Annotated in this window: 16 protein-coding genes; 3 read left to right on the plus strand and 13 right to left on the minus strand. The window is 40.2% G+C overall.

All coding sequences use genetic code 11. The annotated features are described in order from the left end of the window. Window positions 1–41: 41 nt before the first annotated feature. From SR187_RS09950 to uvrC, 4 genes are all read right to left on the minus strand, one after another. Window positions 42–203: a hypothetical protein gene (locus tag SR187_RS09950; RefSeq protein WP_024532922.1), complete on the minus strand. Its 162-nt coding sequence runs from the start codon at window positions 201–203 to the stop codon at window positions 42–44. Window positions 204–383: 180 nt separating this feature from the next. Continuing rightward, window positions 384–1697 (minus strand): GTPase ObgE, encoded by a 1314-nt coding sequence (gene obgE, locus SR187_RS05420; RefSeq protein WP_120171758.1) that lies wholly within the window; start codon window positions 1695–1697, stop codon window positions 384–386. A gap of 43 nt (window positions 1698–1740) precedes the next feature. Then, window positions 1741–1869 carry a DUF4044 domain-containing protein gene (locus SR187_RS05425; RefSeq protein ID WP_024532920.1) on the minus strand — a complete coding sequence of 43 codons (129 nt, stop codon included), beginning with the start codon at window positions 1867–1869 and terminating at the stop codon, window positions 1741–1743. Between the two features lie 57 nt (window positions 1870–1926). Beyond that, the gene (gene uvrC, locus SR187_RS05430) at window positions 1927–3711 is read right to left on the minus strand and encodes an excinuclease ABC subunit UvrC (protein WP_024532919.1); all 1785 of its coding nucleotides are present in this window, start codon (window positions 3709–3711) and stop codon (window positions 1927–1929) included. Between the two features lie 270 nt (window positions 3712–3981). Between uvrC and SR187_RS05435 the strand changes: the two genes are divergently transcribed. Together SR187_RS05435 and SR187_RS05440 are read left to right on the plus strand one after the other, a co-directional pair. Continuing rightward, complete coding sequence (locus SR187_RS05435) at window positions 3982–4725, plus strand: ABC transporter ATP-binding protein (protein ID WP_120171759.1); 744 nt, start codon at window positions 3982–3984, stop codon at window positions 4723–4725. Then, on the plus strand, window positions 4722–6326 hold the full coding sequence (locus SR187_RS05440) for a permease (RefSeq protein WP_120171760.1): 1605 nt from the start codon (window positions 4722–4724) through the stop codon (window positions 6324–6326). The genes SR187_RS05435 and SR187_RS05440 overlap by 4 nt, the downstream gene beginning before the upstream one ends. 255 nt (window positions 6327–6581) lie before the next feature. Here the strand turns inward: SR187_RS05440 and ldcB are convergent, their stop codons facing one another. The 6 genes from ldcB to SR187_RS05470 form a co-directional block, all read right to left on the minus strand. Next, window positions 6582–7355 carry an LD-carboxypeptidase LdcB/DacB gene (gene ldcB, locus SR187_RS05445; protein WP_120172478.1) on the minus strand — a complete coding sequence of 258 codons (774 nt, stop codon included), beginning with the start codon at window positions 7353–7355 and terminating at the stop codon, window positions 6582–6584. A 97-nt stretch (window positions 7356–7452) separates the two neighbouring features. Then, complete coding sequence (locus tag SR187_RS05450; RefSeq protein ID WP_120171761.1) at window positions 7453–8136, minus strand: YjjG family noncanonical pyrimidine nucleotidase; 684 nt, start codon at window positions 8134–8136, stop codon at window positions 7453–7455. 257 nt (window positions 8137–8393) lie between these two features. Further along, window positions 8394–9125, minus strand: coding sequence for a DNA alkylation repair protein (locus tag SR187_RS05455; RefSeq protein WP_120171762.1), 732 nt, complete (start codon window positions 9123–9125; stop codon window positions 8394–8396). Window positions 9126–9711: 586 nt separating this feature from the next. Continuing rightward, window positions 9712–11991 (minus strand): DNA helicase PcrA, encoded by a 2280-nt coding sequence (gene pcrA, locus SR187_RS05460; protein ID WP_120171763.1) that lies wholly within the window; start codon window positions 11989–11991, stop codon window positions 9712–9714. 256 nt (window positions 11992–12247) lie between these two features. Further along, window positions 12248–13618, minus strand: coding sequence for a H2O-forming NADH oxidase (gene nox / locus SR187_RS05465; protein ID WP_120171764.1), 1371 nt, complete (start codon window positions 13616–13618; stop codon window positions 12248–12250). A gap of 185 nt (window positions 13619–13803) precedes the next feature. Beyond that, window positions 13804–14142 carry an ATP cone domain-containing protein gene (locus SR187_RS05470; protein WP_024532912.1) on the minus strand — a complete coding sequence of 113 codons (339 nt, stop codon included), beginning with the start codon at window positions 14140–14142 and terminating at the stop codon, window positions 13804–13806. 132 nt (window positions 14143–14274) lie between these two features. Between SR187_RS05470 and pepF the strand changes: the two genes are divergently transcribed. Next, window positions 14275–16065: an oligoendopeptidase F gene (pepF, locus tag SR187_RS05475; protein WP_120171765.1), complete on the plus strand. Its 1791-nt coding sequence runs from the start codon at window positions 14275–14277 to the stop codon at window positions 16063–16065. A gap of 222 nt (window positions 16066–16287) precedes the next feature. Here pepF and dapA read toward each other — a convergent pair whose 3' ends face one another. The 3 genes from dapA to SR187_RS05490 form a co-directional block, all read right to left on the minus strand. Next, window positions 16288–17223, minus strand: coding sequence for a 4-hydroxy-tetrahydrodipicolinate synthase (gene dapA / locus SR187_RS05480; RefSeq protein ID WP_024532910.1), 936 nt, complete (start codon window positions 17221–17223; stop codon window positions 16288–16290). A 72-nt stretch (window positions 17224–17295) separates the two neighbouring features. Continuing rightward, window positions 17296–18372 carry an aspartate-semialdehyde dehydrogenase gene (locus tag SR187_RS05485; protein WP_120171766.1) on the minus strand — a complete coding sequence of 359 codons (1077 nt, stop codon included), beginning with the start codon at window positions 18370–18372 and terminating at the stop codon, window positions 17296–17298. Between the two features lie 586 nt (window positions 18373–18958). Next, complete coding sequence (locus SR187_RS05490; protein WP_160113888.1) at window positions 18959–24397, minus strand: KxYKxGKxW signal peptide domain-containing protein; 5439 nt, start codon at window positions 24395–24397, stop codon at window positions 18959–18961. Between the last annotated feature and the right edge of the window lie 502 nt (window positions 24398–24899).

Raw genomic sequence — 24899 nt, forward strand, 5'->3', positions numbered from 1 at the left:
AATATAATAAAAAGGAAAGATGAGACTTTCCTTCTTCTTTTCTATGCGTCTTGCTCTTTTGCCAAGCGCTCCCGTTCCAAGCGTAATTTACGATTAGGGTTAAGCTTGTTAAACAATTCTTCCAATTTTTCAGCATTCCAAATGTCAGCCGCTGAAACAAAGTTACCATCTTTATCCTTGAAGGATATTGGTTTATCACCCATAAATACCTCCTCATAAATCATTCTTCAAATCAGAAAGAACACGACACAAAGGGCAGACAATTGATACTACTTATCCAGAGTGAGTAAGACAATTATCGCGTCTCCCAATGTTTGACCCAGGTTAAAACTGGACATTCTTCAGCTTCTGAGCTTGCACCTAGAACACTGCTATGTGGTATCTTAGTCTACAAATTCAAACTCAAACTTACCGATACGAACAATATCTCCATCTTTTGCTCCACGCGCACGGAGGGCTTCATCAACCCCCATTCCTCGTAATTGACGAGCAAATTTCATAACGGATTCATCACGATCAAAGTTGGTCATGGTAAAGAGCTTTTCAAGTTTTTCACCAGATAGAATCCAACTTGCATCATCTGCGCGACTGATGTCAAATGCTGGTTCATCTGGATTAAAGCCATAATAAACTTCTTCTTCCTGAAAATCTGAAGCATCGTAGAGCAAGAATTCTGGTGTTTTTTCTAGCAACTCTGCAGTGGCTTCCAGCAGATTTTCCAGACCTTGGTGAGCGATTCCTGAAATAGGGAAAATCTTAGGCAACTCGTCAAATTCATCGTAGTTAGCTGCCAATTTTTCCTGAAATTCTTTCAAATTATCAGCTGCTTCTGGCATATCCATCTTGTTAGCAACAATAATCTGCGGACGCTCCATCAGGCGCAGATTATAGGTCTCTAGCTCTTTGTTAATAGCCACGTAATCCTCGTATGGATCACGTCCTTCGCTCGCAGACATATCTAAGACATGAAGGATAACACGAGTCCGCTCAATATGACGGAGGAATTGTGTTCCCAAACCAACTCCCTGACTAGCTCCCTCAATCAGTCCCGGTAAGTCCGCAACTGCAAATGATTCACCAGACTTGGTACGAACCATCCCTAAATTCGGTACAATCGTCGTAAAATGGTAAGCACCGATTTTGGGCTTGGCAGCCGTTATAACACTGAGAAGGGTCGATTTCCCAACCGATGGGAAGCCAACAAGACCAACATCAGCCAAAACCTTCAATTCTAATTCAAGATTGCGTTCCTCGCCTGGCTCACCATTTTCAGAAATCTCTGGCGCAGGATTCTTAGGTGTCGCAAAACGAATATTTCCACGACCACCACGACCACCGTGAGCAACAATAAATTCTTGCCCATTTTCAACCAAGTCTGTGATAATCTTTCCAGTATCTGCATCACGGACTGTTGTTCCTTGAGGGACTCGTACATAAAGATCCTCAGCACCGCGACCATGCATGCCTTTTGTCATCCCTTTTTCACCAGCATCAGCCTTGAAAGTACGATTGTAACGGAAGTCCATCAGGGTACGCAGACCTTCATCAACCGTAAAGATGACATTGCCTCCACGACCACCATCTCCACCCCAAGGACCGCCATTTGGTACATACTTTTCGCGGCGGAAGGCAACCATGCCATCTCCACCTTTACCAGCCTTGACCTTTATCTTAGCAGTATCTAAAAACATACTCATAATTTAACCTATTCTTTCCTAGAAAAAAACGCCTAGTAGCGTTTTACTTCATCAATGCATTGATTGCCGGTAAAATCAAACCAGCTAGTGTCACGACGACCATCACGACAACAATCGCTAATGTTACCTTTTCAAACGTTGTTTTTTTATGTTTTTCTTCACCAAAAGCCATTGCTTTCTCCTTATTTCAGTCATTGATAACCTATTCTACCACATTGTGAGATAGTTTTCAATTCTGATCCTTGGGCGATAAGCTTTCTTTCACTCTCTCTGCTACCTTGTATGGTACACCGACATCAGCGATTTCCTGTAAACTTGCTGCCTGAATTTTCCCAATGGATTTGAAATGTTTCATGAGTGCCTGCTTGCGTTTGGGACCCAACCCTTCAATACCATCTAATTTGGAAGAGAAAGAATTTTTAGATCGCAACTGACGATGAAATTCAATAGCAAAACGATGAACCTCATCCTGAATACGGTGAAGCAAGAAAAATTCCTGAGAATTACGAGGCAAGCTCACCACTTCTAGTGGATCTCCAAACAACAATTCATGTGTCTGGTGTCTGTCATTCTTTTGCAAACCAGCAATCGGAATAGCCATCCCCAGCTCTTGCTCAATAACCTCTTTTGCTACATTGACTTGTCCCTGACCTCCGTCAATGATAATCAAGTCAGGAACGATCAGACTTTCTCGCTGAACTCGACTATATCTACGATAAAGAACTTCACGCATAGAAGCATAATCATCTGGTCCTTCTACCGTCTTAATCTTGTACTTACGGTACTCCTTCTTATTTGGAACACCATTTTCAAAAACGACCATAGCTGACACAGGACTGGTTCCCATAGTATTGGAATTATCAAAAGCCTCTATCCGAAGAGGTGTCGGAATCCCCAAAAGTTGACCAATATTCTCGATAGCACCATAGGTCTTCTCCAGGTTCTTCTCCAAAAGGTTGAACTTCTGCTCCAGACTAACACGCGCATTCTTAGTCGCTAAATTGATAAGTTGCTTCTTCTCACCACGCTGAGGCTTAAACACCTTTGTATCAACCAAGGCTTCTACGGCTTCTTGGTCAATATCCTGTGGTATCAAGATTTCAGACGGTATTAAATGCTGCTGGTCTCTATAAAACTGACCGATATAGGTCAAAAAATCTTCGTCCGCATCGTTATAATAGGGAAAAAGATTGACATTCCGCTCAATCAGTTTACCCTGACGAACAAAGAAAACCTGCACACACATCCAGCCTTTATCCACATAGTAACCGAAAACATCCCTATTTTGTAAATCATGAGCCATTACCCGCTGTTTGGTCCGCAAGGTGGATATAGATTGTAAAACATCTCGGTATTCCGCAGCCTTTTCAAATTCCAGATTGCTGGCAGCTAGCTTCATCCTTTCTTGGATTTCCTTGACAATCTTATCATCGTTTCCATTCAAAAACTGAGCGACTTCCTTTGCCATCCTATCATAATCGGACAGACTAGGTAAATTTTCCCCATGGGCTAAACATTGCCCCAAGTGGTAATACAGACAATACTTATTCTCAGGCAATTTGCATTTGCGAAAAGGGTAGAGACGTTCCAATAACTTCAGTGTCTGATTGGCTGCGCCAACATCAGGATAAGGACCAAAATACTGACCACCATCCTTCTTAATCTGTCGCGTAATGATGAGTCGGGGATGGCGTTCCTTAGTAATCTTGATAAAGGGGTAAGATTTGTCATCCTTGAGCATGATGTTATAGCGAGGCTTATTTTCTTGAATGAGATTGATTTCTAACAAAAGCGCCTCAATATTGGAATCAGTCACAATAAACTCAAAATCAGCTATCTCAGCCACCAAAGCCTCTGTCTTGGTGTCATGAGCACCACGAAAATAAGACCGAACCCGATTGCGCAGATTCTTGGCCTTGCCTACATAAATGATCTTTCCATACTTATTTTTATGGAGATAACAACCAGGGCTGTCCGGCAATAACTCCAATTTATGCTTGATGATTTCATTCATAGGATTATTATAACAAATTTTCCTGTTTTCTACCCTCGTATCCAACTAAAACCTTATCAAAAAGACTTTCTCTTTTATTTTATAGTAAATCGTTTTTTATCCTAGCATAGCCTTATAGTTATGAAAGCTAAGTCAAAAGGTTATACATTAAGCAATACTGAATCTAAACTAAATAGCAAAAATATTCTCAAAACATTTATAAAGAACTATTGCTTTTGTACTAACTCAGCAGTATAATGGTTATAATTTATCATATTTTAGGAGGTTGTTATGATTCAATTTGATCACATTACCAAAGCCTATGGCAAGACTATTGCACTTGATGATTTGAACCTAACCATTCAAAGTGGTGAAATTTTCGGATTGATTGGGCATAATGGAGCTGGTAAGACAACGACAATCAGTCTTCTTACTTCCATCATTGAAGCCAGTCAAGGTCATATCATAGTAGATAACCTTAACCTAGCAGAACACCGTGATGACATAAAAAAACGTATCGCCTACGTTCCTGACTCACCAGATATATTTCTTCATTTGACAGCTTTTGAATATTGGCATTTTCTGGGGAAAGTTTATGGTGTGACTAAAGAGGAAGTGGATGAACGCATCAGTAAGCTATCTACTCTCTTTGATATGACAGCACGCCAACATGAACCAATTGATAGTTTTTCACACGGTATGCGCCAGAAAACAATTATCATAGGAGCTTTGATTCCTAATCCTGATATTTGGATTTTGGATGAGCCCTTGACAGGTTTGGATCCCCAAGCATCTTTCGACCTCAAACAAATGATGAAAGACCACGCTCAAGCTGGTCATACAGTCCTATTCTCGACCCATGTCCTTTCTGTTGCAGAACAGCTCTGCGATCGTATTGCGATTTTAAGAAAGGGACAACTCATTTTCGTCGGAAGTTTGGATGAACTCAAATCTCAATATCCAGACAAGGACTTGGAAACTATTTATCTTGAGTTAGCTGGTCGGCAGCAAACGAAGGCAGGTGAGGAGGTATGAAGAAATCCATCATCTGGGAGCTAGTCAAGATCAATATTCTTTACTCCAATCCTCAGCTCTTGGCTTCTATTAAGAAAAAACAAAACAAACGCAAGACAGCTTCCTTTTCGGCTTATAAAAGCGTCCTTCGGCAGCAATTATTATTGACTTTAACCTTTGGCCTTATCTATTCTTTTCTCTTTATGGGTGTGGATTATAGTCGTTCTGTCGGCTTCTTCTCTCTGCAACTAGCACTCTTTACTCTGATTGCTATTGTCTATGGCTTTACCGGATTCTTTTCGGTTTTCTACGATAGTAAGGATACTAAGCTCTATTTGGCTCTCCCCATAAAAGCACAGGAAGTTTTCATCGCTAAGATTTTCTCCGCTCAGGGTATGGTTTTACCTTTCCTCATGCCCTGCTTGGCCTTGCTCCTTATTACCTATTGGCAAACTCGAGGCTCACTCTTTGCCTTACTGGCCATTCCATCTTTCTTAATCTTATGGTTATTCGTCAATATGGTTAACCTAGTTATCATGCATCTTGTCGGAGCAATTCTCACAAAAAGTCCTCGTAAAACCATGATTTCGACCATCTTGATGACAGGCTCTTCCTTGTTGGCATTTGCTGCTATCATGTTCCTCCAATCTCAACAAACCGTATCCTTGCAGTCTGGAGGATTCGTGAATTTTTCGATTATACCACTATTCGTTGGCTTCCATTACGTGATTAGCCAGACAATATCAATCGGAACTTTTCTACACTTTATCATTCCTCTAATCTTGATGATTGGACTGATTATTTTTGCCTTTAAAACAATCATCCCTAATTACTTCAATCAGATTTTAGCGATTGAAAATGTTTCTACCAAGAAGACAACCACTAAGCCTGCAAAAATTCCTAGCAATCTCAAACAAGCTCTCATTAAACATCACTTATCTACTTTAAAAGACAGCAACCTCATGGTTCAAACCTTGATTCAGCCCATCATTATGGGGGTAGCTTTATTTCCAGCATTCAGTCGTATGTCTGCAAATGGTAGCTTAAGTGCCTTTGACTGGAAGTACTTTGGTATCGCTATGTTAGCTGGCTTTCTACTTGGTAATCTCTTTTCCGGCTCGACAACCTTCATTGGTGTGGCCATGTCATTGGAAAAAGAAAACTATCACTTTATCCAAACACTTCCTATCAACTTCAAAAAGTTTATTATCCAAAAATTCTGGGTTCTTGTGGCAGTTCAATTTTTCTTACCAACCCTACTCTACTTCGTTTTAGCTATCGGTCTAATGAAACTCAACCTTATCCTAGCACTCTTTTTCATTATCGGCATCATTATAGCTTCCCTACTCACAGGACAATTGTACTATTGGCGTGATCAACGCTTGCTTATGCTTAACTGGCAGAATAGTAACCAACTATTTGGCCGTGGTAGTGGACAATGGCTGATTGCAGGTAGCATTCTTGGAACCATGTTTTTAGGGGCTATCGCTATGGTTATGAGTATTATCTTAGCTGGTACAATTGGGGCAATTTACGTTAGTTCTGCCCTATTAACACTGCTAGTTGTGCTATCAGCTGCTCTTCAATTTTATATTTACAAGGCCTATTGGCAAAAACTATAAGAGGTTGGGACAATAGTCCAATTTCATATATAAAAAGCGAACAAACCAAGATTCTGATTGTCAGAAAACTAGTTTTGTTCGCTTTTTTTGTTCAATTCTAGATCTAAAGGACTTGATAATTGAGATTTTCAAAATTGAAAATCTTTTTGTCCCAAGCTCATTTTTATAGTCAACGCAAGATCTTAAAAATCTGAATAGCTAGTAATGCTAACTATTTAGCTACCTCATACCAGTCGCTTGATCTCACAATTACCTTTAGTAATCCCCACCAGGAACACTATAATATTCTTCTAAGGTCAATCCTGAATTATAAATGTCTGTCGCTTCTTCACCGATATAGCGAACATGCCAAGATTCTGCCATATAGCCTGTAATGTGTTCTTTCCCAGGAAGATAACGAACAACAAAACCGTAGTTATGTGCATTGGTAGCTAACCACTGGGATGCTTTCGGTTCTTCCAGCAAATTGCCACTAGTATCTAGTAAATCAAATGCCAATCCTGTTTGATGTTCGCTGTAACCGGGTCTTGCAGAATAGGTATCTGCGGCAGCTTGGCCTTCTTGATTGACATACGACTGATAGACACTAGCTTGGTGTGCATATGAACGAAATCCACTATAGCTATTAGAAATACCGAATCCCAATGCCTGCATATCCGCCATCAATCGCCGAAATGCTGCAGCAGCTGTTGGATTTTCACCTGGTGCATAATCAGCCGCAAGTGGGTGCTTTTTATTAGCAATAATGACTTCTCCGTATTTTCCTTGAACGCTATAATAGGAACCATTAAAATGCGCTTTAGTCACTGTACCAGTATTTGTAGTTGTTTCTTCTTGGCTCTTCTCAGTCGCTGTAGAATCACTAGTAGATTGCTCTGTGGTCGTTGTCGAGTTAGTAGTTGAAACAACCGCTGAAGAGCTACTATTTGTGGAGGAGCTACCAGTAGTTGTCTGGCTTGCTTTTTGATTGCAGGCAGCCAATAATAGTACCATCGGAATCATCAATATAAAGCTACGTTTCATTTCTATAAACACCCCATTCTCCTTCATATCTATGTCTATTGTATCACAATCCAACAAAATAATCAGAATTTCCCTTAGTCTCCACTTCCTTTACATAAGGTTATTATAATAACTCTAAGAGTTCTTGATAACTATAGATAATGTAAGTCGGGACAGCCTTACTTTCGTTCATTAGTCTGGTTGGATTGTACCAAACTGTATCAATACCTGCATTATTTCCTCCTTGAACATCTGCAGTTAAGCTATCTCCTATCATCAAAGCTTTGTCAGGACGAAAATCGGGTATCTGCTCTGCTATTTTTTCATAAAAAGCAGCCTCAGGTTTCTGTATCCCCATCTGCTCGGAAATAAAAACTTCTTTGAAATAAGAGCCAAGAGATGAGTGAAACAAACGATTTTTCTGAATATAGGTAACACCATTAGTAGCAGCATAAACATGATAACCACGCTCAGTAAGTTCTTGTAAAAGTGTGTCCGCTCCTGTAAAAATCTGCCCCTGCCGCCCAATGAACTCTTGATAACGAAGAGCCATTTCAGCCCCATCCACTTGATGTCCAAAGTGTGCAAAGACACGAGAAAAGCGAGTGTTAACCAACTCTTTCTTGGTAATCTTCCCCTTTTCCAAGTCCTTCCACATGGCCTGATTTATGGGACGATAAATATCTTTAAAGGTTTGAATATCATCTACAGCCATTGACGTCAGAAACTCCGTTAGAGCCACTTCTTCTCCGCGGGTAAAATCAAGGAGTGTGTGGTCAAGATCGAAAAGTAGAAATTTGTAAGACAATTTAGGATTTTTCCTTTCTAGGGGGGGTGCAAATGGCTTTAAGGGGGTGCAAAATTACCCGACCCATTCTATAACTTCATTATACCACAAAACAAAAAAAGCGGTCACACCTACTAATGTATGACCGCTTCCCTTTTCTATGCTACAATATCTAATCTTGACTTAAATCTAATGAATATTATATGCTATTTACCAATACAAAAGGGCCCCTCCAGGATCACAAGGGGACGGTTTGAAGTGACCCCCTTGTGTTGTAACTATGGTTTTAGCTTCATATAATAATCCCTTTGCTCTGGATCTAGTTTTTCTATTGCCATCCGGAGGGTCACCCGGGGCATGGACTTCCCGTGTTGATCTAGAAATGCCAACAATTTCTCCCTGTCCTTCTTGCCTGCTTCTCTAATCCAGCTACCTACAGCCTTGTTGATGAGTTCATGTTCATCGTATAAGAGAATTTCAGCAATCTTAAAGGTATCCTCCACCTGTCCTTTCTTAATGAAGGCGTAGGTGCTGACAATTGCCGTTCTTCTCTCCCAGGGGTCATCAGATTCGGCAAGCTGATATAGGATTTTTCTATCCTTATCAATCAGATACTCTCCAATTATGTTATAGGCTCCCCGATCTACAAAATCCCAATTGTTAAGTCGATCATGTCTTCTTAAATAGAGATCAAAGAGTTCTTTTTTCTTCTCGGGTGTAGTCTTCTTGTCCTTGGCTTGATAATCCATAATGCTTACTGCACCCATTCGGATTTCGTAGTATTTGCTTTCGAGAAGCTTTTCAATTTCTTCAATAGACATAGACTTATACTTTTTAGCGATTTTAAATACATCCCCAAATTTCACCCCAAAGGCTTGAGTCTCCTTGTCTTCTCCTTTGAAATACTTCTCGAGCTTCTTGAGCTCTTTTTCCGTCTTAAGCTCCTTTAGGGTATCGATAAAAGCCTCGGCTGTAAGCACTATATCTTGATTTTCTTGCTTCTTAACCATATCCTTTCTCTCCTTTTTTCATTTTTATTTTTATTTTTTACCCTCAGTTATAAGCTTTATTCAACTGTTCAATCTCAAGCTTCTTCATCTTTAAATCAATATCAATGACCCTTTTCACACGATCTTTGTCTTGGTCCTGAAGATATTCAAATAATACCTAAAGAAAAATTTTCCAACAGCACTTGTCTATCTGAAATAGTATACACTCGACATGATGTGTCTTTAGAGAATCAATGATACTATTTAACGATTTGACACTTTCTAACGATTAATTTTGAATAAATATTATAAGATGTACTACCATTACAAAAAAGTTTCCTATCATCCTTAAGAACAGCTAAAAAGCCTTGAAACCAAGCTATTTCAATGGATTTTAATCGTTTATTTGTATCATTTAACTTCTACAAATTTCGAAAAGTAGAAATTTGTAAGACAATTTAGGATTTTTCCTTTCTAAAAGCATGACATGTTCATTTTATCAAACTATTGATCCTATTTACTTCTATTGCATAATATTCTGAAACTGTAATCTGTCCAAGGAAACTGAAGAGTTCAGACTTGCTTTTTAGAGTTACCCTCTCAAAAACTATTCTTCCTTACTAATCGGCGCTAAACTTGCAAGAACTTTTTTAAGTCCCATTTCTGGGAAATTAATTTTCAATTCTTGATTGTTACCTGTGCCTAAAACTTCAAGGACTGTGCCAGGGCCCCATTTCTTATGGATAGCAATATCACCGACTGACCAGTTAATATCTGAATCTGATGTTGGATGATTGGAAGCAAAAGGCATGCTACCACCTAGCTTGGCAGACGGTTGTAGAGTCGCTTTTCGACTCTGCATGGCCTCCTGCAAACTCATCCCTTGTCCAAACTGAGAAGCTCTGCCATTGATATAGGATGCCTTAAAGCTAGTATTAGCTGGACGGGCTAGACCTTGATAGTCAAGGAGGTCACTGGAAATTTCACGGATAAAACGACTTGGTTGGTTGTAGTTGCTCCGCCCAAAGAGGAGACGAGAATTTGCATTCGTCAGGTAGAGTCGTTGCTCCGCCCGCGTAATACCAACATAGGCCAAACGGCGCTCCTCTTCCAGTTCTGCCTCTTCTTCTGCCGATCGGCTAAGAGGAAAGACATTTTCTTCCATACCAATCAAGAAGACAACCGGAAACTCTAAACCTTTGGCTGCATGAAGGGTCATGAGAGTAACCTCTGAAGATTCCGTATTGCCATCGTCTGTATCCGCAATTAAGGCTAAGTCATTAAGAAATCGACTGAGCTTTTCAAGACCTGTCTCTTCTTCCTCTAAGCTTTTATCATCAAAATTTTTAGTTACAGATAGAAATTCCTGAATATTTTCAATACGAGCATTGGCTTCAAGCGTATTCTGAGTTGCAAGGAACTCTATATATCCTGTCTGATCCAGAACTGCTTCCACAACTTGGGTAACTGTTAAGGTATCCAATTGACTCCGAAGGTTATAAAGGAGATTGGCTAAGTTGTACACTGCTTGCGCTGCTTTACCCTTGATTGTTGACAGTAGAATATCTTGTGATGCTTCCAAAAGTGACTGCCCTCTGCTATTAGCAAAATCACGTATCTTGTCAACCGTTCCTGGTCCTACACCACGCTTAGGTTCATTAACAATGCGTGCATAAGAAATATTATCTGCTGGATTGGCAATGATGTTCAGATAGGAGATAACATCCCGAATCTCTTTACGACTGTAGAACTTAGTTCCACCAACCATGGTATAAGGAATATTCGATTTAAGCAAAGCTTCTTCAATCGTACGAGACTGAGCGTTGGTGCGATAAAGAACAGCAAAATCTTTATAACTTTTACCTTCTCTGAACAATCTATCAATCTGACTGGCCACAAAAATGGCTTCATCATTCTCATCCTTTGCTCGATAATAGGTAATCAAATCCCCTTGTGGATTTTGGGTCCAGAGTTTCTTAGGACGACGGTTGCGATTATTTTCAATCACTTCATTCGCAGCCTGTAGAACCGTCTTGGTTGAACGATAATTCTCCTCCAAGAGAACCACCTTACTTTCTGGATAGTCTTTCTCAAAATCAAGGATATTCTGCATATCTGCACCACGCCAACCATAGATAGATTGATCCGCATCACCGACCACACAAATATTTTTAAATCGTGAGGCTAAGAGCTTGACTAACTGATACTGGGCATGATTGGTATCTTGGTATTCGTCAACATGAATATATTGAAATTTTTGCTGATAATAGGTGAGAATCTCTGGATTTTGGTCAAATAGGCGAAGCGTTAACATAATGAGATCATCAAAGTCAACAGCCTCTGACTGGCGCAGTTCTTTCTGGTAGGCGGTGTAACACTTGGCAACAATCTGTGCATAGGGATCACCTGCCTGAGCAGCGAAAGCTTTATCATCAATCAGATCATTTTTAGCATTGGAAATAGTGGCTAGGATGGATCGCTCACTCCATTTTTTAGGATCCAGATTGAGGTTCTTCAAAATACGCTTCATGAGACTACGTTGCTCACCAGGATCTACAATCGTAAAATTGCGATTATAGCCAATATGGTCGGCATCTCGTCGCAAAATCCGAACACACATGGAGTGGAAAGTTGCGATCAAACTGTCCTGAGTAGCTGGATTGAGGGCATAAGCACGCTCTTTCATCTCACGTGCGGCCTTGTTTGTAAAGGTAATGGCAAGGATATTCCAAGGATTTATCATCTTCTCATCAATCAAGTAAGCAATCCGGTGTGTCAGCACTCTAGTCTTACCTGAGCCTGCCCCTGCCATAATCAAAAGCGGTCCCTCCGTTATCTGTACCGCTTCCGCTTGTCTGTCATTCATTCCTTTTAATAATGGATTCATATAAGATACATGGGGCTATGAAACAACCAAAAAATGACTGTTTCAGGTTTGAAATAAGGAAAGCTAAACTCTCCTTAGTATTCGCCCGTGTTCAGTTCGTTAAACCAAACACTCCTTTCTTTTCATCATACCTCCCATTATACCAAATTTCACCCAATCTTGCTTCCAGAGACGATAAAAGACCGAGATTTCGCTCGGTCTTAGCTTTGTTATTCCTACCCTAATTTTGCATTTCTAGCATAGGGATGAGGTTCTTTTATTCTTTTGCTGAAAGTGCAGCCATGGTGATGTAGTTATATGGCTTGTTGAAATGTGGCAAGAAGAGAATATCCAAAAGAGCTAATTTCTCAATTGTTACGCGCTCTTGGATTGCCAATGAAAACATGTGCATACCCATAGAAATATCTTCTTTAGAAGCCATTTGAGCACCGAGAATAACACGAGTATCTTTATCATAAACGATACGGATTTTCACTTCGTGGTTGTCATGCTCTATGAACTCTGGTTTTTGCAAGTCTGAGAAGTCAGTTGCTACAGCATTGTAACCGAAACGTTTTGCTTTCTCTAAGGTCAAACCAGTTGAGACCATCTTAAGGTCGTAGATAGAGATACCGTTAGAACCTTGTACACCAGCAGTTTCAAGCTCAGTACCACATGCATTGTGAGCTGCAACGATGGCTGTACGAACAGCATTAGTAGCTAAAGCAATGTAGTTTGTATCTTGAAGAGCGTTATCATAGACAGTTGCACAGTCACCGATGGCATACACATCAGGAATGCTTGTTTCGCCTTTTTTGTTTACAAGGAAGGCACCATTGCGGAAGAGTTCAATCTTACCAGCACCAAGCTCAGTGTTTGGACGGAAACCTACAGCCAAGATGACCATGTCAACGTCAAAGGTTTCCTTGTCTGTCACAAGACGCTCAACTTTACCATTACCTTCAACCGCCTGTACAGTCTGACCAAATGCCAACTTGATCCCATGCTCTTCCAAGTTTTTGTTCATCAAGTCTGTAAACTCTGGATCGTAGTAACCACCGAGTGATGATTGAGCAATATCCACCAAGATGACTTCTTTGTCAAGACGCTCAAACGCTTCAGCAAGCTCAACGCCGATATAACCAGCACCAACAACTGCAACACGTTTGATGTCTGGGTTATTGAGTTTCTCAATCACTTCTGCTGAGTTTTGGTACAATTTAACGAATTGGAGATTTTCAAGAGTTGCCTTAAATTCGCGTGAACCCTCTTGGATTTCTGCCCCCTTGATTGGTGGCAAGATCGGCTGTGAACCAGTCGCTAAAATCAACTTATCATAGCTTTCAACATGCTTCTCACCGTTAACGATAGCTGTTACTTCTTTTTTATCATAATCAATAGACTCAACTGGTGACTCCATGTAAACTTTTGCACCAGCTGCCTCCAATTTTTCTTTGTCTGAATAGAAAAGACCTTCTGGACCAGAAATTTGCTTACCAATCCACAATGCCATACCACATCCCAAGAATGAGATGTTGTTGTTTTGGTCGAAAACGACAACTTCGTTTTCTGCACCATAATTGTTCAGGATCGTATTGATTGCTGAAGTACCGGCGTGGTTTGCACCGACAACAACGATTTTAGCCATAATGTAAAATCTCACTTTCAAAAATAAATTTTTTCCAGTTTATATTATACAACAGGCTTGGTACCGATTTCAAAAAATATGCTCAAAATATCACATTTTTTTATAAAAAACTTTTGATGGCCTAACAATGCTATAATAAAGGGTATTCACAAAACAAAAAAACCTAGATTTCTCTAGGTTATAGCTTAGCGTACTTGCTCGAAACGCAGATGAACAATCATCTTATCAGCATAGCCATTGCGTTCCAAATCACGTTGCAAACGGTATGAAATATAGTGCTCAGCAATCGTAATATAACCAGCATCCAAAAGGCGATGCTCCACCTGCGACTGAACCATACTAATCGTTGGGCGCTCTGTATGAGCTTCTTCCAAGTCAAGCACTACCTTTTTCGTTACCTGAGCAAGATTTTTCCGCCAAGTCTCATCAATGACATAAACAGTCTGTGCTGCCTTTAGAATGGCTTGGTAGATTTTATCCGGGTCAAATTCAACAATCTCTCCACTACGTTTAATGACTTGCATAAAAGCTCCTTTCTGGTTTTCAGTAAACCCTTTCATACTTCTATTATCTAGGTTTTTCACGGTTTTGTCAAGTTTCTTTTTCCATTCTATGGTATAATATCACTATTAACTTAAAAGAAAAAGGAGAAGCCAATGTCAAATGCAATGCCAAAGCGTCATGAAATAGACGTCCAGCTCACTTGGGATACCCATCTAATTTTCCCAGATAATCAAGCTTACAAGGATGCACTCGTATCCTACAAGACACAAACTGAACATTTTGAAAGAACCTATAAAGGAAATTTAACAAGTCTCGAAACAATCGTAGCAGCTCTCAAGGACTATGAAGGCCTCTCAATCCTCGTAAGCAAATTGTCTCACTATGCTTTTCTTCCGCTTGAAGTGGATAAGATGAATACTGAACTTGCTAGTTTATCTAATGATTTCGATTTAACACTCGCCTATACTACTCCTAAATTGTCCTTCCTTGAAACAGAATTAGGCTTGCTTGATCAAGAAGTTTTAGAAGATGTTATTACGAATCAACCGCAATGGAAAGCCTATATTGAAAATATTATCCGTCAGAAACCACATCAGCTTCACCCGCTACAAGAAGAACTTTTGGCCAACTTTGCTCCAACTCTCACCCAACCATATAACAACTATGGCGTAACCAAGTTTGAAGATATGACCTTTGATAGTTTCGAGGCTAACGGTGAAACATTGGGAAACAGCTATGTTTTATTTGAGAATGACTACGAAATTAGCCACGATACGGAAGTCCGTCGTCGTTCTGCTGCTGGTTTCTATTCTACCTTGAAAAAGTACAAAAATACCACTGCTGCAACTTACTTATCTCATATCAAAAACGAGCAAATTGAAGCTCGCCTGCGTGGATTTGATAATACGATTGACTTCCTTTTGCATCGTCAAAATGTGTCACGGGATTTGTTTGACCGCCAGATTGACATCATCATGAAAGAATTGGCTCCTCATATGCGCCGCTATGTGAAATTAGTTGCTAAGGCGCATGGTTTAGATAAAATTACCCATGCCGACTTGAAAATCAGTATTCCATCTAAATTCAACCAGCGGATTACTCCAGAAGAGTCAAAACAATTTTTGATTGACTGTCTAGGTATCCTCGGTGAAGACTATGTTAAGATGATTGAACAATCATTTGATGAGCGCTGGATTGACTTTGCTCAAAATGAAGGCAAAGCGACAGGTGGTTTCTGCGCCACTCTTTACGATGGACCATCTTATATTTTGCTTTCATGGACTGGTTTGATGAATGAAGTCTTGGTACTGGCTCATGAATTGGGGCATGCGGGTCATTTCCAATTGGCTAAAAAACAAAGTGTTCTTAGCTACGAACCATCACTTTATTTCATTGAGGCACCATCTACTGCCAACGAAGTCTTGACATGTAATACTCTTCTGAAAAATAACCAAGATCCGAACTTCCAGGCATACTTGATTAGCGAATTGATTAGTCGCACTTACTTCCACAATATGGTTACCCATCTGCTTGAAGCAGCCTTCCAACGTGAAGTTTATACTCGTTTGGATAATGATGAATACCTCAATGGTGACATCCTCTGCCAAATCAAATTGGATATCATCAAAGAATTCTGGGGCGAAGACTTTGAAATCGGTGATGATGCTGGTCTTATTTGGATGCGCCAGCCACACTACTACATTGGTCTTTACCCATACACTTACTCAGCAGGTTTAACAATTGGTACTGCTATGGCAAAACAACTGGAAAAAAATCCAGAAGAAGTCGTTGAGAAATGGCTTGAGACCCTTTCACTCGGAGCCAGTCTTTCAGCTCAAGACTTAGCAAAACATGCGGGTGTTGATGTTTCGACCGACAAACCACTAAAAGATACTATCGCCTATGTTGGCTCTTTGGTAGATAAATTAGAATGTTTAGTATAAATGGAACAGGATATCCTGTATTTCAGATTGAAGACAAAGTCCATTTTGGACGAGTTCTTCAATCTTTTTCTTTGCAGCCAACAGCAAAAAAACTCCCAGAAACGTCGAAATAATAGCGTTTCTAAGAGTTGAAAGATGAACAACATTATCGTAGGTTTTCCAAAGTTATTACATTTTAAGGGTTTGTCTACGCGCTGAGTAGTTTTTCCTGCTCTTTATTTGTTAATAATCGGGTCTTACAACTCCAGTCACAGTCGCTTTTGTTGCTTCATAATCTCCATCAATCACAACCTTAATAATACGTTTGGCATCTTCTTCTGGACATGGAACCAAGGGCAGGCGAAGCGGACCAACTTCAAAGCCCATATAATTGAGAACCGCCTTAACTGGCGCAGGACTGGGATAAGAAAAGAGGGCATTAACCTTAGGAATGAACTTACGTTGAATGGCCGCTGCGGTTTTGATGTCCTGTTGCTCGATAGCCACAAACATGCGATGCATCTCATCTCCATTAGTATGAGATGCCACAGAAATAACACCATCTGCCCCAAGATTCATTGCATGAAAGGCGTCTCCATCTTCACCTGTATAAATTAAGAAATCTTCTGGTTTATGCTCAATTAAATAAGCCATATTGGCCAGACTGGTACACTCTTTGACCCCGATAATATTTGGATGCTCGGCTAAGCGAAGCATGGTTTCAGGAGTCATCTCTACTACAACACGACCCGGAATATTGTAGATGATAATCGGCAAATCCGATGCATCAGCGATGGCCTTAAAATGCTGGTACATCCCTTCTTGTGATGGTTTATTGTAGTAGGGAACAATAGCAAGACCAGCAGCAAAACCACCAAAAGCTGCAACTTCTTTGGCAAATTCGATGGAATCACGTGTATCATTGGTTCCAATTCCAGCAATCAATGGCACGCGCCCCTTAACAATTTTTTGTACAGCAGCGAATAATTCTAATTCTTCCTCATGAGTCAAAGTGGGACTTTCAGCAGTTGTTCCGGCTAGTAGGATAGCCTCTGTATGGTGATCCAAGAGGTATTCAATCAGTTCGGGCAGAACCTCGTAATGGATAGAACCATCTTCTTTGAAGGGGGTAATCATAGCTGTGATGATTTTTACATTGCGTAATTCTTGGATGGACATCGGTTTCCTCCCTTTTTTATTGCCCCAAAAGACTATTAAGAGCCTTTTTTATGTTCATTTAATATGCCAGACTTATTGCAATTCAAACTTTAATTCCATGGTTGGACGGACAAGACCACGTTCATGGAGGGTTTCAGCAATCTGTACAGAATTCCAAGCAGCACCTTTGAGCAAATTATCTGAAACGACCCACATGTGGATCCCATTTTCCTTATCCAAATCTTTACGAATACGACCAACAAATGTATCACGACTACCGACCGCATTGATGGCTTGTGGATAGATTTGATTAGCTACATCATCCTCCAAAACCGCACCTGGAAAGGCCGCAATAGCAGCTTTTACTTCATCAATCGGTGCCACTTCCTTGGTTTCAATGTAGACAGACTCAGAGTGAGCTGACAAGACCGGAATACGGACACAGGTCGCAGAAACAGCAATGCTATCATCTTCCATGATTTTCTTAGTTTCTTTTGTCATCTTCATCTCTTCGTAGGTGTAGTCATTATCTGTAAAGAGGTCAATTTGTGGCAGAGCATTAAACCCGATTGGATAATGCTTCTTATCTCCACCTGAAGGTAAAATATTGGCTTCAACCGCTTTTGGTTCAACACCGTCACTCAAGATGGAACGAAGCTGATGTTGGGTTTCTAAAATAGCTCCCATACCTGCACCAGAAACTGCCTGATAGGTCGATACGATAATCCGCTCCAGTCCCCACTTCTGGCGAACTGGTTCCAAAGCTACCATCATCTGGATGGTTGAACAATTTGGACAAGCAATGATACCATTATGCCCCTCAAGTGCATGAGCATTGACCTCTGGAACAACCAGAGGAACATCTGGATTTTGACGGAAATATGAGGTATTATCCACAACAACTGCTCCCGCTTTGACTGCATAGGGAGCATACTTAGCAGATGTAGATCCCCCCGCTGAAAAGAGAGCAATATCAACACCTTCAAAAGCTGTTTCCTTTGTTTCTTCAATGACAATATCCTGACCTTTGAACTGTAAAGTCTTGCCCGCAGAACGTGCAGAAGCCAAGAAACGAACTTGTTTAATCGGAAGTATTGATTCTTCCAACATTTTAATCATCTGAGCGCCAACTGCACCAGTCGCACCAACGACAGCCACTACATAGGCCATAGTTACCTCCTTAAAAACAGCGTTGTGAAATCCCATGATAGGTCAGTACCTTCGTCTTACTCAAGACAAACACAAATAGTCTTGTCATATAAACTAGGTCCAGTTTACTTCCAGTCTCTTATACTCTATCACCAGACTATTAGAGCAAATCAGAAAGGTATTTCATCTAACTGAATCATTCTTCAAAATTTTCTAACTATTTATACCTACTAAGTATATCACAATTTTGCTAAATGAACAGTCCTAAAAAAGTATTTTCTCAAGTACAATCATTTTTTACGAATGAACATGGAGTTGATTTTCACTGAACATTAAATAATAAAAAGAGGCATTGAAGACATTACTCCTAAAACTAAGATGAGCTTGGGACAAAAAGATTTTCAATTTTGAAAATCTCAATTATCAAGTCCTTTAGATCTATAATTGAACAAAAAAGGCGAACAAACCAAGATTCTGATTGTCAGAAAACTGATTTTGTTCGCTTTTTATATATGAAATTGGACTATTGTCCCAACCTCATGCTTAATGATTTATCTACCTCACAAAACCGGAAAAATACTATCGAAATATAGAGATTAACCCCTTATTATTTTCCTTTTCGGCGATGCGAAACGGCTACGACTGTTCCTAGCAATGCCAATCCTACCAAGGAAAGTACGGAGATAGTCTCTCCTGTTTTAGGTAAAATTGCGGCTGTTTTAGGCAATTCTTTAGCTGCGCTAGCTACAGGTACACTTAAAACGCTATTTTGTGCTACTGCCAGAGATGATTCTTGTTCATCATTGATTGCTTTTGAAGTGCTATTGGTCTGCTCAATATTTTGTGCGGTTGCCTGATAGATAACAGCATAATCACTGAAACTTTTCGCAGTAAATTCGACAAAACGACCAGATTGTCCCAAATCCTGAACAGTGAAATCAAGGGAATGAACTTGTCCTGATTGTGGCAAATAGAGTACTTGAGCGACTGCTTTATCGGTAGCAACCGGTAGAGATACTCTAGCAGTATAAGCCATCTTCACCACTTTTCCTCTGCTATCAATGAGATCAATATCATACATTTTATAATCTTTACCTGCTAAAACAGATTGGGTCGGCAAAGAAGAGAGTGATTTTGGAGTAACACGTAGAGCAACAATTTCAGATGATTCTTTCTCTGACAATACTACTCTAACACCAGTTGGTACATCAACCAATTCACGCTTAGTAGAACTAGTACTACCATCCTCATTTTTCAATGTTGGTGTATTATCCTTCTTGGTCTCTGAATTTGGAACTTCAGGATCTGGTTTATCTGCATCTTTTTCTGGTGTTGCATCTGATGGTTTATCAGGAGTAGATGGACTGCTACCTGAATCTGGTTTACCGTCTTCTTTCTCTGGTGTTACATCTGATGGTTTATCAGGAGTAGATGGACTGCTACCTGAATCTGGCTTATCTACTTCTTTTTCTGGTGTTGTATCTGATGGTTTATCAGGAGTAGATGGACTGCTACCTGAATCTGGCTTACCGTCTTCTTTTTCTGGTGTTGTATCTGATGGTTTATCAGGAGTAGATGGACTGCTACCTGAATCTGGCTTATCTACTTCTTTTTCTGGTGTTGTATCTGATGGTTTATCAGGAGTAGATGGACTGCTACCTGAATCTGGTTTATCTACTTCTTTTTCTGGTGTTGTATCTGATGGTTTATCAGGAGTAGATGGACTGCTACCTGAATCTGGCTTATCTACTTCTTTTTCTGGTGTTGTATCTGATGGTTTATCAGGAGTAGATGAACTGCTACCTGAATCTGGTTTACCGTCTTCTTTTTCTGGTGTTACATCTGATGGTTTATCAGGAGTAGATGGACTGCTACCTGAATCTGGCTTATCGTCTTCTTTCTCTGGTGTTGTATCTGATGGTTTATCAGGAGTAGATGGAGTGTTATCAGAATCTGGCTTATCGTCTTCTTTCTCTGGTGTTACATCTGATGGTTTATCAGGAGTAGATGGAGTGTTATCAGAATCTGGTTTACCGTCTTCTTTCTCTGGTGTTGTATCTGATGGTTTATCAGGAGTAGATGGAGTGTTATCAGAATCTGGCTTAGTCGGTGGTTCCTCTTGCTTAGGCTCATCTTTTTCCATTGGCTCTTGAGTCTCTACCTTAGTATAAACCACTTGGAAAACTGCTGGGGTAGCAGAGAAATAACCTGCCATACCGGCCATAGCTTCTGTCAGATTTGCTTTACCATTAACAGTATAAGTATAGCCTTCTCGTGCCAAATCAGTATCTGATACCGTAAAGCGAATTGCTTCTCCTTCTAGACCAATAGCTTGGTAAGTTCCACTAGCCTCACTAGCTGATTTCGGTAGTTTTTCCAATGGATCATTCTCAGACACAAGCTTGGCTGTCATTTCTTTAGCATAAGTAACCTTGACCTCTTGACGAGCTGATTCCAATCCCAGCACACTACTTGTGACCTTCTCTTTATCTCCAGCCTTTTCTGGACTGATAGACTGAACCTTATGACCTGTTACTTCAGGATAAGAGACATCATCGGTCCTTTCCCATACTTGACTGAGCCACTTCTTCTTATCTGTTGTATAGTTTGATGGAACCTCAACTCCCTCTGGTACCTCTTCAAGCAAGCCAAGCTGCGTTCTTTTTACCCATTTGACAGTATCAGAATCAACAGGTTTACCATCATCACCGATAGTCACATCAGAAAGATTGAGGTTTACTTCAATTGGTCGTCCATCCTTAGACGTAGCAACATAAACATACTTCACTGTTGGTAATGTTTTTGATACCTTATTAACAATATTTGAAGCATGGCCTAAGTCGGTTGGTGCAACTGGAATTTGGGAGTTTTCAAAACCAAATTTCAAGTCTGGAGCTGGTTCTTCAACAGTTAAGAAGGTCACTGCTTGTCTATGTGGATCCGATACCTGATTCCCCTGACGGTCAACATAACTTATCACACGTTCTACAGTTTTTAGCTCTGTTGCTTTAGCAGGAGCAGGAATAAAGAGAACCGTTGCAGACAGTGGATCAACTGTTAGCTCTTTTTGACCAACTTTTTGACCAATCTTGTCATAGAGACTCTTGGAATTCGAAGTCACGATAAAAGCATTGCTGAAATCATTAGTGCTATTGATGCGCCCTCGATTTCCTTCCATATTTTTAAATTCATTGAGTTTCTCATTACCTCCATAATACCACTGGTTACCACCAAGCGTCAGTGAAGATTTATTATCGCCATTATTGTTATTGAAAATAACGAGATACTTACCATTTTTGTTTTCACCTTTACCATCGAGACGGAGTTCATAAGTGATGACACCTGAACTACCTTGGGCATTTGTAACAACCATCTTCTCGTTAATATCATTATAGTCAGATAGTTGGAAGAGCGGTTCTGCCAATCGTAATTGGGTAATTGCTTTGGAGAAATTCACTGCATCTGCATGAGTTTTCACCAAATTCCAATCAATTTTATTGTATTCATCACCGCTGTTATAAGTATTAACGGAATTATTTTTTGTTCTCAAAAATTCTTGTCCATGTTGCGAGAAATGAATCCCTTGCGCTAGGGCACTCATGGCTGTCGCCAACTCAACACGATTCAGGTGGATCTTTGGATCACGTGTGTCAATGACATTGTAACGTTTCAAGAGGTCACTTAGAGTCATACCATCATGGCATTCCACATAGTTTAGTTGTTGAGAAGCGTTTGCATATTTCTTACGATCACCACCTAACAGACTGTCCGCTACCTGTGTTGCATTAGCAATGTTAGGATTGTTTTCTCCCTCATTGACAAACCCTTTGGCATCTAGATGGTCATTGTGAGCATGTCCAACGATAGCATTGCGACTCGTTGCATCGAAGAAACCGTAAGTCGGGATTTTCTTACCTTGAACATCGCTACCTGCCTCGCCTTTCGGCAAGTAGGTTCCCATACTATCCCAACCTTCACCATAGGTCACTATATTAGGACCAACCTTATCTAGAGCCTTACGAACTTCATTCAGTGTCGTTACATCAAGATCGCTCATGGCATCGAAACGGAAACCGTCCATACCATATTCTGCTGCCCAGAAAGCAGTTGAATTGACGATATAGCGTCTCATCATTTCAGAATTAGAGCGCACCGCATTGCCCACAAAAATATCGTTATTCATCACATTGGCAGGTTGGTTGATGGCATAGTAATACCCAGGAACAGTCTGCTCAAAGACATTCTTTTGCCCATGATAAAGGTGGTTATAGACCACATCCAAGGTGACATTAAGCCCTGCATCATGAAGCTTTTGCATCATCTCTTTGAGTTCTTTGATACGGTTTTCTGGGTCGCTTGGATCTGTAGCATAAGATCCTTCTGGAACGTTGTAGTTCTTAGGGTCATAACCCCAGTTTTGTTGGTTATTATGAACACCATCTGGTTCTGCTTTTGATATAGTGGTATTTTCTGGATTGTCCTTATCTAACTCAGGAACAGTTTCAAAATCATTAAGAGGCATCATTTGGAGATAATTGGTGCCACGATATTTTAGATAGTCCAAACCAGTCATCGTGCCATCGTTCGGATTTTTAGTACCTGACTGAACAAAACCAAGATAGTTCCCACGATCTTTTTTGTCAACACCAGATGATTCGTCAATAGAAAAATCACGGACATTGACTTCTAAAACACTAATTTCTGAATTCGTCTTAGCACGTTTATTGTTTGTCACCTGAACTTTTGGACCAACCTTGCTTGGGTCAAGAATGACAGACCGTGTGCCCCCTTGAATAACTGCTACAGAATACGGATCTTGAGTGGTGACCTCACGGTGATTGTGTTCCTTAACGACTATAGTATTATCACCATTCCCTTTTCGCTCAATTACATCCCCAGCGTAGAAGGCTGCTACTTCTTCACGGGTAGCCTCGCCATTCTCATTCAAAACTTTACCACTGGCAGAATTTCGATAAATTTTAACTTTTTTATCTCCCTTTTGTTGCTCCTCTACTTGTATAAAGTGTGCATTTGGCAGACTAAGAGTATAATCATATGCTAATTTTTCAGCAGTATCTACACCCAGCTCTCCCAACAGTGATTTATCAAGTTTATAGGTCCATACACCAACGGTATTTTGGGTATGGTCATCTGGATTAGCAACTGTCCCGCGGGTCATATTGACCGTTTTATCAGCATTCGCAGTAGGGGTTAGAGTCTTATAAAGATTGAGTTTAACTTCCTTGGCTGTCGGTGCCCAGAGATTGATAGTCGCTGTGCCATCATCGTTTAAGGTCGAACCAAGTCGTCCCAAACTACCAACTGTTTTGAACTTATCTGGCTCAGATGCATCTACAACCTTATCCTCATAGCCAAATTTTTTATCAAATTCAGGTGTTTGTATGTTGGAAATTTGTGAGTAAAAATTGTCTCCAACATAGATATTTGTTTCAGTGTAAGGATTGACCGTTGCAGTCATATCACCGGTCTTTTTATCATTCCATTGATCTTTTCCACCTTTTTTAATGATATAGTTAAAGAAAGTCGCATCAGCCTTAGGTGTAACCGTTACCTTCCACTGGTCACCCTCTTTTGTCATCGGTAAGTCAACTCCAGATTGCTCGAGTCCTCCCCCCCAAACATAAGCATAGTAGTCACCCGTATCTGTTGTCGGCTTGTAGTAAATATGAACTGGCTTAGCTGTTGTCACATCAACCTCATGCTGCGCTTGATGTTGATCATCCTTGACTGTCACATCTTGAGCCTGGTCTAAAAATGATGAATTAGACTCTTCAGCAGATTCAACACTAGAAGAGACACTACTATCCTCTTCTGTCTTTGGTGCAGGTGGCTGCTCTTCTCCAGAATCCGTACTCCGCAATTCTGTTGAAATTGGTGATTCAACAGGTGTCTCCAGTGCAAGCGCTTGCATTTCGCCGCATAAAAAAATAGCTGTCATAGCTCCAAGACCAAATACCCATCGCTTCCCTGATTTCCACATTCTAAAACCTTTGGCTTTTAGAACAAGTTTTGGTTTCTGTTGCATAACAAACTCCTTTTGTGTTATTTATTTATCTCTATTATGCAACCGTTTTCCTAAAATGTCAAGTGTTTTACTAAGATATATCAAACAAAAAGTACACAGGGTGTCGCCCACCTTGCCTCCAAGATTTAATAGACTGAGGTATAGCATATCAAGAAGATACCTATCTAAGTATCTTACCACCTCAGTTTTAGCATATTTCAAGCAGCATTCCAGTAGTTTAAATACTCCTCAAATTTTTTCCTATAGATGGAAAACAATAGTCTCAAAAACTTCACCTAAATAGATTATTAGATTGTTTGAATAGGTATCCACATCTTTAAACGGTAACGCTCTAAAAATCATAGCAAATGAATTCATAATCTCAAACAGCAGAAAAACTCCTAGATAGCAATAAAAAATAGTTCATACCAACTATTAACCAAACTATAACCTGCAAAAAAGCCCACCTAAAGAGTGGGCGAGAGTACTATTTCCAGTAAAGATAACCTTTTAATTAAACGAA

This window comes from Streptococcus ruminantium, assembly GCF_003609975.1.
In the GTDB taxonomy this organism is placed as follows: Bacteria; Bacillota; Bacilli; order Lactobacillales; family Streptococcaceae; genus Streptococcus; species Streptococcus ruminantium.

Excerpts from the sequence above, each read along its gene's own strand:
- SR187_RS09950 (WP_024532922.1), bottom strand. The coding sequence starts at position 203 with ATGGGTGATAAACCAATATCCTTCAAGGATAAAGATGGTAACTTTGTT.
- obgE (WP_120171758.1), bottom strand. The coding sequence starts at position 1,697 with ATGAGTATGTTTTTAGATACTGCTAAGATAAAGGTCAAGGCTGGTAAA.
- SR187_RS05425 (WP_024532920.1), bottom strand. The coding sequence starts at position 1,869 with ATGGCTTTTGGTGAAGAAAAACATAAAAAAACAACGTTTGAAAAGGTA.
- uvrC (WP_024532919.1), bottom strand. The coding sequence starts at position 3,711 with ATGAATGAAATCATCAAGCATAAATTGGAGTTATTGCCGGACAGCCCT.
- SR187_RS05435 (WP_120171759.1), top strand. The coding sequence starts at position 3,982 with ATGATTCAATTTGATCACATTACCAAAGCCTATGGCAAGACTATTGCA.
- SR187_RS05440 (WP_120171760.1), top strand. The coding sequence starts at position 4,722 with ATGAAGAAATCCATCATCTGGGAGCTAGTCAAGATCAATATTCTTTAC.
- SR187_RS05455 (WP_120171762.1), bottom strand. The coding sequence starts at position 9,125 with ATGGTTAAGAAGCAAGAAAATCAAGATATAGTGCTTACAGCCGAGGCT.
- pcrA (WP_120171763.1), bottom strand. The coding sequence starts at position 11,991 with ATGAATCCATTATTAAAAGGAATGAATGACAGACAAGCGGAAGCGGTA.
- nox (WP_120171764.1), bottom strand. The coding sequence starts at position 13,618 with ATGGCTAAAATCGTTGTTGTCGGTGCAAACCACGCCGGTACTTCAGCA.
- SR187_RS05470 (WP_024532912.1), bottom strand. The coding sequence starts at position 14,142 with ATGCAAGTCATTAAACGTAGTGGAGAGATTGTTGAATTTGACCCGGAT.
- pepF (WP_120171765.1), top strand. The coding sequence starts at position 14,275 with ATGTCAAATGCAATGCCAAAGCGTCATGAAATAGACGTCCAGCTCACT.
- dapA (WP_024532910.1), bottom strand. The coding sequence starts at position 17,223 with ATGTCCATCCAAGAATTACGCAATGTAAAAATCATCACAGCTATGATT.
- SR187_RS05485 (WP_120171766.1), bottom strand. The coding sequence starts at position 18,372 with ATGGCCTATGTAGTGGCTGTCGTTGGTGCGACTGGTGCAGTTGGCGCT.
- SR187_RS05490 (WP_160113888.1), bottom strand. The coding sequence starts at position 24,397 with ATGCAACAGAAACCAAAACTTGTTCTAAAAGCCAAAGGTTTTAGAATG.